The sequence below is a fragment of the Streptomyces sp. NPDC101225 genome (genome assembly GCF_044767585.1).
Classification (GTDB): domain Bacteria; phylum Actinomycetota; class Actinomycetes; order Streptomycetales; family Streptomycetaceae; genus Streptomyces.
The window spans coordinates 89,857-105,991 of sequence record NZ_JBIWOE010000007.1; the positions used below are offsets into that span (position 1 = coordinate 89,857).

Sequence of the window (16,135 nt, forward strand, 5' to 3'; positions counted from 1 at the left end):
CCCCCGTCCGGCCGGTCCGCCGCCGGGCGCTCCTGCCGCCTCGCTCTCCCGCTCGGGCAATTCCCCCACCCCCGCCCCAGACTGCCCTGTCCCCGGCTCCTAGGACCCGGACTTCTCCGTATCCGCCCGCTGCTTCTGCTCCTTCGCGAGTGCGGCCCTGGCCGCCTTCTCGGCCTCCTTGTCGGCCTTCGCCGCCTCCGCGATCCGGCGCTTGGCCGCGGTCGCGTACATGTCGACGTACTCCTGGCCGGAGAGCTTCATGATCTCGTACATCACCTCGTCGGTGACCGCGCGGAGCACGAAGCGGTCGTGCTCCATGCCCTGGTAGCGGCTGAAGTCGAGGGGCTTGCCGATGCGGATGCCCGGACGCATCAGCTTGGGCATCACCTGGCCGGGCGGCTGGATCTTCTCCGTGTCGATCATCGCGACCGGGATGACGGGCGCGCCGGACGCGAGCGCCACGCGCGCGAGACCGCCGGGCTTGCCCCGGTACAGCCGGCCGTCGGGCGAGCGCGTGCCCTCGGGGTAGATCCCGAACAGCTCACCGCGCTCCAGCACCTCCAGACCGCTCTTGATCGCCGCCTCGCCCGCGCCGCGTGCCCCGGAGCGGTCCACCGGGAGCTGGCCGACGCTCTTGAAGAAGGCGGCCGTCAGCCGGCCCTTGACGCCGGGCGTGGTGAAGTACTCCGCCTTGGCGATGAAGGTGACCTTGCGGTCGAGCATCGTGGGCAGGAAGAACGAGTCGGAGAAGGAGAGGTGATTGCTCGCCAGAATGGCGGCGCCCTCGGCCGGGATGTGCTCGAGGCCTTCCACCCAGGGCCTGAACGCGACCTTCAGCGGTCCCCCGATGGCGACCTTCATCGTGCCGTACAACAACCGAGTGCCTCCTGTTTCCCTCGATCAGACCTTAACCCGGCCTGCCGCCAAAGGCGCCGACGGCCCTGGTCGGTGTCAGTGCCGTCGCGTACGGTGAAGCACATCTGGACTTCACGTCACTCTCATGAACAGGAGACCGATGGTGCCGGTCCTTCCTGGAGCCGAGCCGTACCGCCATGAGGGCGGGGAGGTCGGTGTCCTGCTCTGCCACGGCTTCACCGGTTCCCCCCAGTCGCTGCGTCCCTGGGCGGAGCACCTCGCCGAGCGCGGTCTCACCGTCTCGCTGCCCCTGCTGCCCGGGCACGGCACCCGCTGGGAGGACATGCAGCTCACCGGCTGGCAGGACTGGTACGCCGAGGTGGACCGCGAGCTGCGGTCCCTGCGCGAGCGCTGCCGCGAGGTGTTCGTGGCGGGCCTGTCGATGGGCGGCACCCTGGCCCTGCGGCTGGCGGCGAAGCACGGGGAGACGGTCCGCGCGGTGATGGTCGTCAACCCGGCGAACCGCATGCACGGCCTTTCCCCGTACGCCCTTCCGGTGGCACGTCATCTCCTGCGGTCGACGCCGGGCATCGCGAGCGACATCGCCAAGGAGGGCCGCACCGAACTGGGCTACGACCGGGTGCCGCTGCACGCGGCCCACTCCCTGCGGACGTTCTTCCGGCTGGTCGACGGCGAACTGCCGCAGGTCACCCAGCCGCTGCTGGTGCTGCACTCTCCGCAGGACCACGTGGTGCCGCCCGCCGACTCGGCGCGGATCCTCAGCCGGGTGTCCTCGCGGGACGTGACGGAGATCCTGCTGGAACAGAGCTACCACGTCGCGACGTTGGACCATGACGCGGACCGGATTTTCGACGAGAGCCTCGCGTTCATCGGCCGGTTCGCACCTGGTGTCGGCAAGGAAGGGACGGCCGTAGGTGGCTGAGCACGACTCGGACCGCGAGGGCCGCGAGCCGGACGAGCAGGGCGTCCCCTTCGACGAGGCGGCGGCCTGGGCCGCCATCGTCGAGGGCTACGGCGAGGAGCCGAAGGACCCTCCGGGCAGCAAGCCCTTCAAGCCGGTGGAGGATCTGGCGCTGCTGGAGGCGGAGACCAACGACCAGCCGGAGGACGAGGCCCCGAAGCAGGACGGGCCCGCACGGCCGCTGGGCGGCTCGGTCTCCTTCGCGCCCGGCGTGGGCCCCCGTGACTACAGGACGGCCGAGCCGTCGGAGGACGACTTCGACGAGGACGACGAGGGCCACTTCGTCCCGCCCGAGCCGCCCTCGCTGCCCGCCGCCGACACGACCGCCAAGTTCGCCTGGCTGGGTGTGATAGGCGGCCCGGTCCTGCTCCTGCTGGCGGTGGTGCTCGGCTGGGAGATGACCTGGTGGCTCGCCACGCTCACCATCGGCGGCTTCGTCGGCGGCTTCGCCACCCTGGTGGTGCGGATGAGGACGGACGACGAGGACGATGACGATCCCGGGCGCGGAGCGGTCGTCTAGTGCTGTGGCCGGTGAACGTTCCCGGCCACAGCACTAGCCGGCGGGGACGCTGAGGGCGGCCAGGACCGGAAGGTGGTCCGTGGCCGCCCTCAGGTCTGCCTCCGTCACCCCCGGCTGCTCCAGCGGCACCCCGCAGCCGAGCACCTCGACGCCCTTCGTCGCGAAGATCGCGTCGATGCGCTGGAAGGGGGTGACCTGGTTGAAGGTGTTCTCGCCGCCCCAGGGCGCGACGGCCCGGCAGTCCTGGAGGCCGGCGGCGAGGCGCTGGAAGGTGGCGCCGCCGGGACGCTCGTTGAGGTCGCCGCCCGCCACCGCGTGGTCCACGCCGAGCCCGGCCAGACGGTCGAGCAGCATGCCGCCCTGCTCCTGGCGCTCTTCCTTCTGCAGCGAGAGGTGGCAGCTCAGCACACCGAGCCGGGCGCCGCCGAACCGGACGACGGCGGTGGCGAAACCGCGGCGGTGCAGCCCGGGGGTGAGCGGCAGCAGCACGTCCTCGGTGCGTTCGACGGTGGCGCGCAGGGTGCACAGGATCGCGGGGCCGGCCGCCGTCGCCCCGCCGGTGAGGACCACCAGGCCCGAGGCCGACGCCAGCCGGGCCAGTTTCTTGCGCCAGCGGAAGAAGCGGGGAGCTTCCTGGACCAGTACGAGGTCGGGTGCGCAGGCGCCGATGACCCGGGCGAGGGCCGCGGTGTCGTCACGCAGGGAGCGGATGTTGTAGCTGAGGACGCGGATGACGGCGGAACCGTCGGGTTGCGTGCGGGAGTTGGGCAGCGGTGTCGAAGTCGCCATGACGATCAACATACGACGAGGCCCGCCGCCCCGGAGCGGGGCACGGCGGGCTCATCACCTACGGACGTCCTCGCGCTACATGATCGGGTCGGGCTCGCGGGCGAGGTCCGCCGCGCCCACCAGGCCCGCGTCGTTGCCCAGCCGGGCCGCGATGACGTCCGCCACCGGGCGCCAGTTGCCGCCGACCAGCCAGCGCTTGTAGGACTTGCGGATCGGGTCGAGGACCAGCTCGCCCTCGTCGGAGAGGCCGCCGCCGACGATGAAGGCGGAGGGGTCGAAGAGCGAGGCCAGGTCGGCGAGGCCCGCGCCGGCCCAGCGGGCGAGCTCGCGGTAGGAGTCGACGGCGACCGGGTCGCCCTGCCGGGCGGCCATGGAGATGTGCTTGCCCTCGATGCCGTCGGGGGTGCCGTCCCCCAGGCCGAGCAGGACCTCGGCGTTCTCGGGGGTCGCGTTGGCGCGCTGCTTGGCGTATCTGACCAGGGCGCGTCCCGAGGCGTACTGCTCCCAGCAGCCCTGCGAGCCGCAGCCGCACAGCAGGCCGTCGGGCACCATCCGGATGTGCCCGAACTCCGCGGCGACACCGAAGTGGCCGCGGCGCAGCTTGTTGCCGATGATGATGCCGCCGCCCAGGCCGGTGCCGAGGGTGATGCAGATGACGTTGCGGTGGCCCTTGCCGGCGCCGAACTTGTACTCGCCCCAGGCTGCGGCGTTGGCGTCGTTCTCCACGACGACGGGCAGGCCCACGCGGGCCTCGACCTTCTGCTTCAGCGGTTCCTGGCGCCAGTCGATGTTCGGCGCGAAGTACACGGTGGAGCGCTGCCTGTTCACGTATCCGGCAGCGCCGATGCCCACGCCCACGATCTCGTGCCCGGCGCGCGCGCCCTCCACGGCGGAGGCGATCGCGTCCACGATCCCGTCAGGCGTGCCCGGGGTGGGCACCTTGTAGGTCGAGAGGATGTTGCCCTCCTCGTCGACCACGCCTGCCGCGATCTTGGTACCGCCGATGTCGACGCCGATGGTGAGTCCCATGAATCCCTCAGTTTCGGTCGAGCCCCGCTACGGCAACCGTACCCGAGGCCCTGCCGTCACATCCGCGTCGTCCACCGGCCGGGCAGGCAGGCGCCCGGCGACGATCTCCGCGGGGGGATTCAGTCCAGGTCGATGCGCTGTCCGGGACCGGTGCCCTCGCCGCCGTCACGGCGCTCGTCGAGGTCCTTGTGCAGATCCGCCGCGCGGGTCGTCCAGCGCTGTTCCTGGGCCTGGACCGCGGAGCGGTAGGCGGCCAGCAGTTCGTTGCCCGCGGCGGCGAGATGGTCGAAGACGTCCGGATTGCGCTCGATGACCGGTTCGACGGCGGCCTTCGCCTGCTCCACGACCTGCCGCACCACCTGCTGCGCGGCGGGTCCGGCGACGGAGCCGAGCAGCGGGGACTGGATCGACGACAGCTTGTCCGAGACGGCGTCGACCAGCTTGCGCAGTTCCTCGGCGGCCGAACCCGGCGGCGGACCGTACTCGACGCGGCGGCGGGCCTTCTCCGCCGCCAGGTCCTCGGCGCACGCCGTCGACCAGGCGTCGGCGTCGGTCGCCCGCACCTCGTCGATCGGCTCGTGCCCTCCCCCACTCCCGGCCTCGCTCGGGCGGGGGGACCCCGACGCGTCTGAAGGGGGGAGCTCTTCGCTCATGACGACCTCCTGACTACGGTTCGTCTCTACGACGTTACCCGAACGGGCGTATGTGCTTCACCGGGTCCCGGGCCACAGCGCGGGGTCGGGCGCGAACCGGATGCGCAGCTCGCCCTCGCGCAGCGCGGCCCCCTCGACGGTGCAGCGGCGCAGCACGGACGGCAGCGCCACGATCCGGCGGAACCGGCCCGCCGCGACGACGAGTTCGTCGCCCCGCCGGACGAGGTCGAGATCGTCGCGTATGGCGCCGGGCAGCGGGAGCCGCCAGACGAGCACGCCGTCCTCGGCGAGCCGGTCGACGACGGTCCACTCGACCGTGGAACCCGCGTCCTTGACGCCGGGGACCGGGAGCGCGGCCAGGTCCTCGGTGCCGCGCGGGTCGCGTCCGAGGTGGTGGACGGCGGTGACGTCGTACGACTCCTGCCACTCCTCCAGTGCCTTGCGCTGCTGGGCGACGTGGCCGGCCGGCAGGCCCCCGGCCGGCTGCTCCGGCAGTACCCGGTTGGCGATCAGGGCGTCGGGGCGCAGGCCGCGCAGGGCGAGGCCGAGCCCGGCGCTGCGGACGGCGTCCGCGCCGGCCGGGCCGGGTTCCGCGACCAGCCGGACGCTGGTGTTCCGGTCGGCCAGCACGGCCTGCACGGCGGCGAGTTCGGCGTCCCAGCGGGCCGCGGTCTCGTACAGCCACTCCGAGGGCATGGGCACGCCGGCCAGCTTGCCGAGGACCGGGCGCAGGGCGCGGGCCGCCTGGCGCTCGGGCGGGAGCAGCCGGCGCAGATAGCGGCGGAGTTCCTCGGGCAGGGAGAGCAGGGCGAGCGCGTCGGCCACCGGGGGAAGGTCGGCGACGAGCAGGTCGAAGCGCTCCGAGAGCGCGGCGTCGCGCAGGGCCCGCAGGAAGCTGAGCTCCTCGGCGCCGGGAAGCGGCGTGACCTCCTCGGCGTCCAGCCGGGCCGCGCCGAGCAGGTTCAGGACGCCGGCCGCCCGTTCCTGAAAGGCGGTGAGATCGTCCCGGAAGCCCGCGGCGGCGTCGGGGCGCCAGGCGGTGAGGTCCGGGGCGACCGCGGCGGGCTCGGGCCCCGTCGCCGCGTCGAGGACCGCGCCGAGGGTGTCGGTGCGGTCGGCGCTCAGGACGAGGGTGCGGGTTCCCTCGCGGGCGGCGGCCCGGGCGGTGGCGGCGGCGACCGTGGTACGACCGCTGCCGCCGGGGCCGGTGATCAGGATGGTGCGCATGAGGCTGAACGGTAACCGAGGCCGCGCCGCGGGCGGGTGCGGGCGGCTTCCGGTACGGCGTTCGCGCGGCCCTACTTCTCCCCGGACTCGACCCGCTTCTTCAGTCCGGCCAGCGCCCGGTCGATGATGACCTTCTCGGCCTTGCGCTTGATCATCCCCAGCATCGGGATCTTGACGTCCACCGTCAGCCGGTAGGTGACCTCGGTGCCGCCGGTCCCGGCCGGCTTCAGGATGTAGGAGCCGTCCAGCGACCGCAGCATCTGGGACTTGACCAGCGTCCAGGAGACCTCGTGCGCACCGGTCCAGGTGTACGCGAGCACCTGGTCGTCCTTGATCGCGCCGGCGTCCATGACCAGGCGCACCTGCTCGGCGCGGCCCTGCGCGTCCGACGCGAGGACCTCCGCCTCCTTCACCTCGCCGGTCCAGTCCGGGTAGCGGGCGAAGTCGGCGATCACCCCCATGACATCGTCCGGTGCCGCCTCGATCGTGATGCTCGAGCTGGTGTGTTCCGCCATCGCCGTGGCTCCTCCAGATGCGGGCCGGTAGAGAGATCGTCGTGCGCACGTGCGTGCAGCGTGAAGGCTACCGCGCACGTGAGGAGCGGAGTTCACCCCCACCCGCGTTCCGGCTGCGCCGTTCACTCGCCTCACTCACCATTCGAGCGCCCACGGCCTTCCGGTCCCGGCGAAGTGCCCGACGTTCACGCACTCCGTCGTCCCGATCCGCATCCGCCGGGTCAGCGGCTGGTGGACGTGGCCGAAGAGGGCGTACCGGGGGCGGGTGCGGCGGATCACCTCCAGCAGCGCCCGGCTGCCGCGCTCGAAACGGCGCGCGACGGTGTCGTAGACGAGTTCCGGCACCTCCGGCGGGATGTGCGTGCACAGCACGTCGACCTCGCCGACGGCCGCCAGCTTGGCCGCGTACTCCTCGTCACCGATCTCGTACGGAGTGCGCATGGGGGACTTGAGGCCGCCGCCCACGAAACCGAAGGTGCGGCCGCCGATCTCCACCCGCTCGCCGTCGAGCACCGACGTGCCCGGCCCGGCGTACTCGCGCCACAGGGGTGGCATGTCGACATTGCCGTAGGTGGCATACGTCGGAGTGGGGAAGGCGGCGAACATCTCGGCGTACTGCTTGCGCACCGCCCGCTCGATGACGGCGGCCCGGTCGGAGCCGACGCCCCGCCACAGCCGCGCCCCGAGCTCCCGCGCCTCCTCGAACCGGCGGGCGGTGCGCAGCTCGACGAGGCGGTCGGCGTTCTCCCGGCCGAACAGATCGGGGAAGATCCCGCGGGAGTGGTCGGCGTAGTCGAGGAAGAGGACGAGGTCGCCCAGGCAGATCAGGGCGTCGGCACCTTCGCCGGCCGTGGCCAGGTCACGGGCGTTGCCGTGCACGTCGCTGACCACATGAACACGTGTGGTGCGGTTGCGGGCCGGTGTGGATGCCATGGCGATCAAGAGTATGCGTGTGCGGTCTACGTGAACAGTGCCGGGTGACCCCACGGTTACTGGCCAGTCAGTTAGCGGGTGGACTACCGTACGCGAAGGAACACCAGCCTGTGTGACGCAGCGAACATCTCGCCGGGACCCCCTGTCGAAGAAGCCATACCGGCGGGTAACGTCCGGGCCGTCCAGTCGTGCTCAGGATTTCAACCTCTGAACACCTGAGTACCTGCCCGAGCCGTGGACCCCCGTCGCATCACACAACGTCGTGGCGCCGGCGCCCTATGAGGAGCAGCAGTCTTGCGCGAGTTCAGCCTTCCGGCTTTGTACGAGGTCCCTGCGGACGGCAATCTCACCGACATCGTCCGGAGAAACGCCGCGCAGCATCCCGATGTCGCCGTCATCGCCCGCAAGGTGGGCGGCGCCTGGCAGGACGTGACCGCGGCGGCCTTCCTGACCGAGGTGCACGCCGCCGCCAAGGGGCTCATCGCCTCCGGCATCCAGCCCGGCGACCGCGTCGCCCTGATGTCCCGCACGCGCTACGAGTGGACGCTGCTGGACTTCGCGATCTGGTGCGCGGGCGCGATCACCGTCCCGGTCTACGAGACCAGCTCGCCCGAGCAGGTGCAGTGGATCCTCTCCGACTCGGGCGCCAGCGCGGTCGTCGTGGAGCTGGACAACCACCTGGCCGCCGTCGAGTCGGTGCGCGACCGGCTGCCCGCCCTCAAGCACATCTGGCAGATCGAGGCCGGCGCGATCGAGGAGCTGGGCGCCCTCGGCAAGGGCGTCACCGACGGGATGGTCGAGGACCGCAGCTCGCTGGCGCGGGCCGACGACCCGGCGACCATCATCTACACCTCCGGCACCACCGGCCGGCCCAAGGGCTGCGTGCTCACCCACCGCAGCTTCTTCGCCGAGTGCGGCAACATCGTGGAGCGGCTGCGCCCGCTGTTCCGCACCGGTGAGTGCTCGGTCCTGCTGTTCCTCCCGCTCGCGCACGTCTTCGGCCGCATGGTGCAGATCGCCCCGCTGATGGCGCCCATCAAGCTGGGCACGGTCCCCGACATCAAGCAGCTCACCGACGAGCTGGCCTCCTTCCGCCCGACCCTGATCCTGGGGGTGCCGCGGGTGTTCGAGAAGGTCTACAACTCGGCGCGCGCCAAGGCGCAGGCGGACGGCAAGGGCAAGATCTTCGACAAGGCCGCGGACACCGCCATCGCGTACAGCAAGGCGCTGGACACCCCCACGGGCCCCTCGCTCGGCCTGAAGATCAAGCACAAGACCTTCGACAAGCTGGTCTACAGCAAGCTGCGCGCGGTGCTCGGCGGCCGGGGCGAGTACGCCATCTCCGGCGGCGCCCCGCTGGGCGAGCGGCTGGGTCACTTCTTCCGCGGCATCGGCTTCACGGTCCTGGAGGGCTACGGCCTGACCGAGTCCTGCGCGGCCACCGCGTTCAACCCCTGGGACCGCACCAAGATCGGCACGGTCGGCCAGCCGCTGCCGGGCTCGGTGGTCCGCATCGCGGACGACGGCGAGGTGCTGCTGCACGGCGAGCACCTGTTCAAGGGCTACTGGAACAACGAGACCGCGACGGCCGAGGCGCTGACCGACGGCTGGTTCCACACCGGTGACATCGGCACCCTCGACGAGGACGGCTACCTCAGGATCACCGGCCGCAAGAAGGAGATCATCGTCACCGCGGGCGGCAAGAACGTCGCCCCGGCCGTGATCGAGGACCGCATCCGGGCGCACGCGCTGGTCGCGGAGTGCATGGTGGTCGGCGACGGGCGGCCGTTCGTGGGCGCGCTGGTCACCATCGACGACGAGTTCCTGGGCCGCTGGGCCGACGAGCACGGCAAGCCGGCGGGTTCCACCGCGGCGTCGCTGCGCCAGGACCCCGACCTGCTGGCCGCGATCCAGACGGCGGTCGACGACGGCAACGCCGCGGTGTCGAAGGCGGAATCGGTGCGGAAGTTCCGCATTCTGTCCTCCCAGTTCACGGAGGAGTCGGGCCACCTGACGCCCTCGCTGAAGCTCAAGCGCAACGTGGTGGCGAAGGACTACGCGGGCGAGATCGAGGCGATCTACGCGAAGTAGTACGCCTCGCAGTACGTCTTCTCGCGGTGCGTCATGGCGCGGTGTCCTCGGCGAGGACCCGCGCCATCGTGCGTTCGGCGAGCGCGGTGATCGTCACGAAGGGGTTCACGCCGATCGAGCCGGGCACCAGCGAGCCGTCGGTGACGTAGAGCCGTGGATAGCCCTTCACCCGGCCGTAGTCGTCGGTCGCCCTGCCCAGCACGCAGCCGCCCAGCGGGTGGTAGCAGAAGTCGTCCGCGAAGACCTTGCCGGCCGACCCGAACAGGTCGTAGCGGTAGATCGTGCCGTTGGCCGCGTTGATCCGGTCGAAGAGCTTCTTGGCCATCGCCACCGAGACGGCGCTCTGCGCGGCGCTCCAGCCGAGTCTGACCCCGTCGCTCGCGGCGTCGTAGGTGAACGCGGCCCGCTCCGGGTTCTTGGTGATCGCCAGATAGAGGCTGATCCAGGTCTCGAACCCGATGGGCAGCGGGGCGATCTCGGCGAAGACGGGGTTGGCGGTGTTGGCCCAGTCGTCGATGCCCATGACCGGCATGGTCGACTGGTTGGCGCCGACGGTGTCCCAGATGTGGTTGGCGCGGGCGAGCATGGTGTTGCCGTTGGTGCCCCAGCCGGCCCCGACGCTGGAGTTCAGCGCGGGCAGCGCGCCGGTGTCGCGGGCCCGGACCAGCAGTTCGGTGGTGCCGACGCTGCCGCCGCCGAGGAACAGGTACGTGCAGCTGTACTGCTTGGTCCCGACGACCGCGCCGGTGGTGTCGATCCGGTCGGCGGTGAGCAGCCAGCTCCCGTCGCCCGCCCGGCTGATGGCCCGCACCCGTTCCAGGGTGTTGATGGTGACGTTGCCGGTGCCGAGCGCCGCGGCCAGATACGTCCGGTCCAGGCTCCGCTTGCCGTGGTTGTTGCCGTAGATGACCTCCTTCGCGAGCGCGGACTTGGTGGCCGTGCCCGCGGCCTCGCGCTGCATGTAGCCGAAGTCGTAGACGTTCGGCACGAAGGTGGTGCGCAGGCCGGCGTTGGCCGCGGCCTTCCGGGAGGTCCGGGTGAACCGGTACCACTCGGTCGACTCGAACCACGTGGGGTCGACGGTGTTGACGCCGAGCATGGACCGGGCGCGCGGGAAGTAGGTGGCGTACATCTCCGCCGCGTCCACGGTGGGGAACTGCTCGGTGAAGTACGACTGGAGCGGCGTGACCGCCATCCCGCCGTTGACCAGGGAGCCGCCCCCGACGCCTCGGCCCACGTACACCGACATGTCGTCGAAGTGCACGCGGTCCAGGACGCCCGGGTAGGGGGTGATGTCCTTGTTGACGACGTCCAGCCACAGGAACGTGGCCAGCGGGGCCTCGGTGCGGGTGCGGAACCACATGGAGCGCTGGTCCGGCGCGGCCGTGGAGCAGAAGATCTTGCCGTCGGAGCCGGCGGTGTTCCACAGCCGGCCCATCTCCAGGACGAGGGTGCGGATGCCGGCCTGGCCGAGCCGGAGGGCGGCGACGGCGCCGCCGTACCCCGAACCGACCACGACGGCGGGCGCGTTGTCGACCGCGGCCGCCTCCTCGGCGGCCTGCGCGGACTTCAGACCGATACGGGTGAGACCGGCCGCGGCGGCCGTCTGGAGGGCCATCATGCCCAGGATTTGACGTCTCGTCAGCTGACGCTGCATCAGTTTTGCTGTCATGCGCGCAGCATCGGCGGATTATCCGCTTCCGCCTAGAGCAGCGTCTTCAACTTCTCCGCCAAAAGGTCCCAGCGCCACTTCTCCTCGACCCACTCCCGCCCCCGCTCCCCCATGCGGCGCCGCAGTTGCGCGTCGCCGAGCAGGACGGTGATCCGGTCGGCGGCCTCCTGCGGGCTGCCGCCGCGCACGACCCAGCCGGTCTCGCCGTCGAGCACGGCGTCGGGGGCGCCGCCGGAGTCCCCCGCGACGACCGGGAGCCCGGTCGCCGAGGCCTCCAGGTACACGATGCCGAGCCCCTCCACGTCGAGCCCGCGCCGGCGGGTGCGGCACGGCATCGCGAACACGTCTCCGGCGCCGTAGTGCGCGGGCAGCTCCGACCAGGGCACCGCGCCGGTGAAGCGCACGGAGCCGGCGACACCGGTCTCGTGCGCCAGCCTGCGCAGGTCCTTCCCGTACGGGCCGCCGCCGACGATCAGCAGCACCGCCTCCGGCTCGGCGGCCAGGACGCGGGGCATGGCGCGGATGAGGGTGTCCTGCCCCTTGCGCGGCACCAGCCGGGACACGCACACGACCACCGGCCGGTCCGTCAGCCCCAGCCGGGCCCGGACCGCGTCGCCGCCCGAGGCCGGGTGGAAGGTCTTCTCGTCGACGCCCGGCGGCAGCTGCACCATCCGCCCGGCCGCCCGTGGTGTCAGCGCGGTGGCGATCCTGGAGCGCGTGTATTCGCCGAGATAGGTGACCGCGTCCGTCGACTCCCCGATGCGGCGCAGCAGTTGCCGCGCGGCGGGCAGCTGCGCCCAGCCGGCCTCGTGGCCGTGGGTGGTGGCCACCAGCCGCTCGGCGCCCGCCCTGCGGAGCGCCGGCGCCATCAGCCCGAGCGGCGCCGCCGCCCCGAACCACACCGATGTGCAGCCGTGCTCACGCAGCAGCCCGACGGCCGTACGCGTGGCCGCCGGGGTCGGCAGCAGCATCGTCGTGCGGTCGCGCACGACGGTGAAGGGCTGCTCGGCGTCGAAGGCGGCCGTCGCCTCCACGCCCTCCCGGCTCCGCTTCCAGGTGGAGGCGTACACGACGAGCCGCTCCGGGTCGAGCCGCAGCGCCATGTTGTGCAGGAACGCCTGGATGCCGCCCGGGCGGGGCGGGAAGTCGTTCGTCACGATCAGCGTCTTGTGCATCGCCGCCGACCCTATCCAACCGGCGCTCACAGCTCGTCACGGCCATGTCTGTGGCACGTACACAGCCGGGCAGGACATCATGTTCTCCTCAAGGGTCGAGCGCGGCTCCCGGAGCGGGAGACGGACGGACGGGGGCTTCGGTGGAGATGTCGGCGGCGCGGCGGTCCCTGGCGGGGCTGCTGGGGACCTGGGGCCTGACCAGGCTGTTGCTGCTGCTGTTCGTCTTCAAGGTGTTCGTCTTCCCCGGCCCGGACGTCACCACCGACGTCTCCGTCTTCTACCAGGGCTGGTACGAGACGCTGCGCCACGGCACCTTCCCGCGGACCGACGTCACCTGGCAGTACCCGCCCGCGGCCGCCCTGGCGATCCTCTCGCCCGCGCTGCTGGGCTTCCTGCCGTACGCGAAGGCCTTCTTCGTCCTCGCCTTCCTGGCCGATCTCGCCGTCCTCCTGCTGCTGCTCTACGCGGGCCTGCGCCCCGGCAAGACGCTGCGCGGCGCCTGGGTGTGGGTGGTGGGCCTCCCGCTGCTCGGGCCGACGGTGTACGCCCGCTACGACGTGATGGTCACCGCGGTGGCCGTGGCCGGACTGCTCGCGGGCGCCCGGCGTCCGCGGCTGATGGGCGCCCTGCTGGCCTTCGGGGCGCTGCTGAAGGTGTGGCCGGCGCTGCTGCTGGTCGGCGCCCGCAGGCGCCGCGCCTGGGCGTGGGCGGCGGCCACCGCCCTCGCGATCGCGGCGGTGTTCGCGCTGACCATGCCGGGCTCGCTCGCCTTCGTGACCTTCCAGCGCAACCGCGGCACCGAGGTGGAGTCGCTGGGCTCCCTCGTCTTCCACGTCGCCCGGCACTTCGGCTGGCACGGCCAGGTGCTGCTGAACTACGGCTCGGTGGAGTTCCTCGGCCCGTACGTCACCCTCGTCAGCTCGGCCGCCCTGTTCCTGACCGGGATCGCCTTCGGCTGGCTGCTGCTGTGGCGGCTGATGGCCACGCGGTTCCTGCCGAACACGCTCGCCGACGCGGCCTTCGCGGCGGTGCTGATGTTCACGGCCACGAGCCGGGTGATCAGCCCGCAGTACATGGTCTGGCTGGTCGGGACGGCGGCCGTCTGCCTGTGCTTCCGCGGCAGCCGTATGCGGCTGCCCGTGTGGCTGGTCCTCGCGGCCGCCCTGGCGACGGTCCTGGAGTTCCCCGTCTGGTTCCAGCACGTCGTCATGAGCGACACCCTCGGCGTCGCCCTCCTCGTCCTGCGCAACGGGCTGCTGCTCACCGCCGCCCTGCTGGCCGCCGTGGAGCTGTGGCGGTCGACGGTCCCGCGGGGGCCGGTGCCGACGCTGCCGGCCCAGGCGAGCCGCACGCGCGAGGCGTCGAGGTCCTCCTGAGGCCGTGGGCCGCCCGGATCAGCCGAGCCGGGTCCGCAGGTAGTCCTGCCACTGCCGGGTGAAGTCGTCCGGTGTCGTGCCGAGGACCTTCTTCATCGCGTCCTCGACCGAGCCCGCCCGCGACCTGTGGTCGCCGACCGCCCGGTAGAACCGCCCGAGGCGGTCCTGGCCCCAGCGGTCCGCGATCAGCCGGCAGGCCAGCCAGCCGCCCTCGTAGGACTGCGCGAGCTTCGTGGCGTCGCCGCCGAACCCGAAGTCCCCGTCCGTCGGCAGACGGGACGGCACCTGCCCGTCGGCGACCGCGCGCGCCAGCTCCGGCGCGGCCTCGGCCGGGGTGCGGCCGGTGCCGAGATAGCCGATCCAGTCCGCGTACCCCTCCGACAGCCACAGCGGGGTGGCGGCGTTGGTGTGGGTGCGGGTGGCGACATGGGTGGTCTCGTGGGTCAGCACGACCTGCTTGCCCACGGAACCGAGCAGGGCGTACGCGTCCGGGTTGACGACGATGCGGTCCGCGGGCGCCTGCGGCGGGCCGCCCACCTCGCCGGTGGTGACCGCCGCGATCCCGCGGTACTGGGAGGCGGGCGAGCCGAGCAGCCCGGCCATGCCCTCCACCGAGCCCGGCACGAGCACCACGACGTGTCCGGCCCAGTCCGGACCCCACACCCGGGACACGTCCGGCACCGCCTGGTCGGCGAGGCCGGCGTAGGTGTGCAGCGCCTCGCCGGACTGCCCGGTGCCCAGGACGATGCTGTGCCGGCCGCGCACGACGGTCACCGGGCCCTGGTCCCACAGCTGCTGGGCGGACTTCCTGGCGGGCTTGTCGCTGTCCACGTACCAGTGGCCGCCCCCGTCCCTGGAGAGGGCCAGGGTGCGCCCGACGGTGACGGGGGCGTTGTCGTACCCCTCGATGCGGTAGCGCAGTTCGGCGTCGGCGGTGGCTCGGCCGCCGCTGCCGTGCAGGGCGGTCACCCGGTACGACCAGGAGGCCAGCGGCACCCCGCGCAGGTTCTCGAACCAGCCGGGCGCGCCCGTCGTCGCGAACGCCGCCCGGTCGCGGTCGAGCACGGCGCTCGCCCGGCGGTCCAGGACCCGCTGCAGATCGGCCCGCCCGGCCACGGCGGCGGACGGCCCGCCGCAGCCCGCCAGGGATACGAGCAGCAGCACGAGCGCCACCACCGCGCATCCCCACACCCGCCTACGACCAGCCACCTTCCCGATCGTAAGGCCGATCAAGGCGGTTGGTCAGACCCTGGTGACCGAGGACACGGGCAGCATGTTCACCGGGTCGTAACGCACGGCGGCCCCGGGGTGGGGGGCGTGGATCACCTCGCCGTTGCCCATGTACATCGCGACGTGGCTGGCGTCGGACCGGTAGACGATCAGGTCGCCCGGCCGCGCCTCGGAGAGCGGGATCCGCCGGCCCGCGTACCGCTGCTCCTGCGAGGTGCGCGGCAGATGGACGCCGGCCTGCGCGTACGACCACTGCATCAGGCCCGAGCAGTCGAAGCCGGAGGGGCCCGACGCGCCCCAGATGTAGGGCATGCCGAGCACCGAGCGCGCGGCGGCGATCGCGGCGGCCGCGCGGGGCGAGGCGGGCAGGGCGCTGCCGAAGTCGGGGATGACGCCGCGGGCGTCCCGGGAGGCGCGGTCGTAGGCGGCACGCGCCGCGTACGAAAGGGAGTTGAGCAGGGTGCGGGCCTTGGCCAGCTTCTTCTCGACCGTCTTCTTGTGGGCGGCGACGGCCTTGCGGCTCCTGTCCAGGTCGGCCAGTTTCCGGATCGCCTCGGCGCGCTCCTGGGACAGCTCCCGCATCGCGGACTGCAGGTCCCTGAGCCGGTCGGCCTGGTGGGCGCCGATCCGGTCGAGGGCGGCCGCCTTGTCGAGGTAGTCGGCCGGGTCGTCGGAGAACAGCAGGGCCAGGGCCGGGTCGATGCCGCCGGAGCGGTACTGGGCGCCGGCCAGTGAACCGAGCGACTCCCGCATGGTGTTGATGCGCTCCTGCTGCCGCGCGATGCGGTCCTGCGCGTCGCTCACCTGCCGGCGCAGCGTGCCCGCGTTCTCACCGGCCTTGTTGTAGGCCTCGGTCGCCTTCTCGGCCTCCGTGTAGAGGCGGTCCACCTCGGCCTTGGTGTTGTCGTGCGGAGCGGCGGCGGCCGGCAGCGCCCCGAGGGCGGAGGCCGCGGCGGAGAGCACACACAGGGCGGCGCCGGCGCCCCGGTTGAACCCGGACGTCGGTGCAAGGCGGCGATGGGACCCCACGGGAAGCCGCGCTCCTTCCGCTGGCGACAAGGACTGCCTCCCCGCCGGAGCAGGGAAAC

At 72.2% G+C, this 16,135-nt stretch carries 15 protein-coding genes; 4 read left to right on the forward strand and 11 right to left on the reverse strand.

Annotated elements, in window-relative coordinates:
- Window positions 1-99: 99 nt before the first annotated feature.
- Window positions 100-861 (reverse strand): lysophospholipid acyltransferase family protein, encoded by a 762-nt coding sequence (locus tag ACIRPX_RS12685; protein WP_404192867.1) that lies wholly within the window; start codon window positions 859-861, stop codon window positions 100-102.
- A 157-nt stretch (window positions 862-1,018) separates the two neighbouring features.
- Between ACIRPX_RS12685 and ACIRPX_RS12690 the strand changes: the two genes are divergently transcribed.
- Window positions 1,019-1,798, forward strand: coding sequence for an alpha/beta hydrolase (locus ACIRPX_RS12690; protein ID WP_404192870.1), 780 nt, complete (start codon window positions 1,019-1,021; stop codon window positions 1,796-1,798).
- On the forward strand, window positions 1,791-2,357 hold the full coding sequence (locus tag ACIRPX_RS12695; RefSeq protein ID WP_404192357.1) for a hypothetical protein: 567 nt from the start codon (window positions 1,791-1,793) through the stop codon (window positions 2,355-2,357). The genes ACIRPX_RS12690 and ACIRPX_RS12695 overlap by 8 nt, the downstream gene beginning before the upstream one ends.
- Window positions 2,358-2,390: 33 nt before the next feature.
- Here the strand turns inward: ACIRPX_RS12695 and ACIRPX_RS12700 are convergent, their stop codons facing one another.
- From ACIRPX_RS12700 to ACIRPX_RS12725, 6 genes are all read right to left on the reverse strand, one after another.
- Window positions 2,391-3,146, reverse strand: a complete 756-nt coding sequence (locus tag ACIRPX_RS12700) for an endonuclease/exonuclease/phosphatase family protein (RefSeq protein ID WP_404192359.1) — start codon at window positions 3,144-3,146, stop codon at window positions 2,391-2,393.
- A gap of 75 nt (window positions 3,147-3,221) precedes the next feature.
- Entirely contained in the window at window positions 3,222-4,175 is a 954-nt protein-coding gene (locus tag ACIRPX_RS12705; protein WP_404192362.1) for an ROK family glucokinase, read from the reverse strand.
- A 119-nt stretch (window positions 4,176-4,294) separates the two neighbouring features.
- Window positions 4,295-4,828 carry a DUF5304 domain-containing protein gene (locus ACIRPX_RS12710; RefSeq protein ID WP_404192364.1) on the reverse strand — a complete coding sequence of 178 codons (534 nt, stop codon included), beginning with the start codon at window positions 4,826-4,828 and terminating at the stop codon, window positions 4,295-4,297.
- Between the two features lie 57 nt (window positions 4,829-4,885).
- The gene (locus ACIRPX_RS12715; RefSeq protein ID WP_404192367.1) at window positions 4,886-6,055 is read right to left on the reverse strand and encodes an ArsA family ATPase; all 1,170 of its coding nucleotides are present in this window, start codon (window positions 6,053-6,055) and stop codon (window positions 4,886-4,888) included.
- A 71-nt stretch (window positions 6,056-6,126) separates the two neighbouring features.
- Window positions 6,127-6,570 (reverse strand): SRPBCC family protein, encoded by a 444-nt coding sequence (locus tag ACIRPX_RS12720; protein WP_404192370.1) that lies wholly within the window; start codon window positions 6,568-6,570, stop codon window positions 6,127-6,129.
- Between the two features lie 135 nt (window positions 6,571-6,705).
- Window positions 6,706-7,503: a metallophosphoesterase gene (locus ACIRPX_RS12725; RefSeq protein WP_404192373.1), complete on the reverse strand. Its 798-nt coding sequence runs from the start codon at window positions 7,501-7,503 to the stop codon at window positions 6,706-6,708.
- A 294-nt stretch (window positions 7,504-7,797) separates the two neighbouring features.
- On the opposite strand from ACIRPX_RS12725, the gene ACIRPX_RS12730 reads away from it, so the two are divergent.
- A complete protein-coding gene (locus ACIRPX_RS12730; protein WP_404192375.1) occupies window positions 7,798-9,594 on the forward strand; it encodes an AMP-dependent synthetase/ligase in 1,797 nt (598 codons plus the stop codon).
- A 31-nt stretch (window positions 9,595-9,625) separates the two neighbouring features.
- On the opposite strand, the gene ACIRPX_RS12735 is transcribed toward ACIRPX_RS12730, so the two are convergent.
- On the reverse strand, window positions 9,626-11,215 hold the full coding sequence (locus tag ACIRPX_RS12735; protein ID WP_404192873.1) for a GMC oxidoreductase: 1,590 nt from the start codon (window positions 11,213-11,215) through the stop codon (window positions 9,626-9,628).
- A gap of 83 nt (window positions 11,216-11,298) precedes the next feature.
- A complete protein-coding gene (locus ACIRPX_RS12740; RefSeq protein WP_404192378.1) occupies window positions 11,299-12,441 on the reverse strand; it encodes a glycosyltransferase family 4 protein in 1,143 nt (380 codons plus the stop codon).
- Between the two features lie 146 nt (window positions 12,442-12,587).
- On the opposite strand from ACIRPX_RS12740, the gene ACIRPX_RS12745 reads away from it, so the two are divergent.
- Entirely contained in the window at window positions 12,588-13,817 is a 1,230-nt protein-coding gene (locus ACIRPX_RS12745; protein WP_404192876.1) for a glycosyltransferase 87 family protein, read from the forward strand.
- A gap of 18 nt (window positions 13,818-13,835) precedes the next feature.
- On the opposite strand, the gene ACIRPX_RS12750 is transcribed toward ACIRPX_RS12745, so the two are convergent.
- Complete coding sequence (locus tag ACIRPX_RS12750) at window positions 13,836-15,026, reverse strand: hypothetical protein (protein ID WP_404192380.1); 1,191 nt, start codon at window positions 15,024-15,026, stop codon at window positions 13,836-13,838.
- Window positions 15,027-15,059: 33 nt separating this feature from the next.
- Window positions 15,060-16,076: an NlpC/P60 family protein gene (locus tag ACIRPX_RS12755; protein WP_404192383.1), complete on the reverse strand. Its 1,017-nt coding sequence runs from the start codon at window positions 16,074-16,076 to the stop codon at window positions 15,060-15,062.
- Window positions 16,077-16,135: the final 59 nt, after the last annotated feature.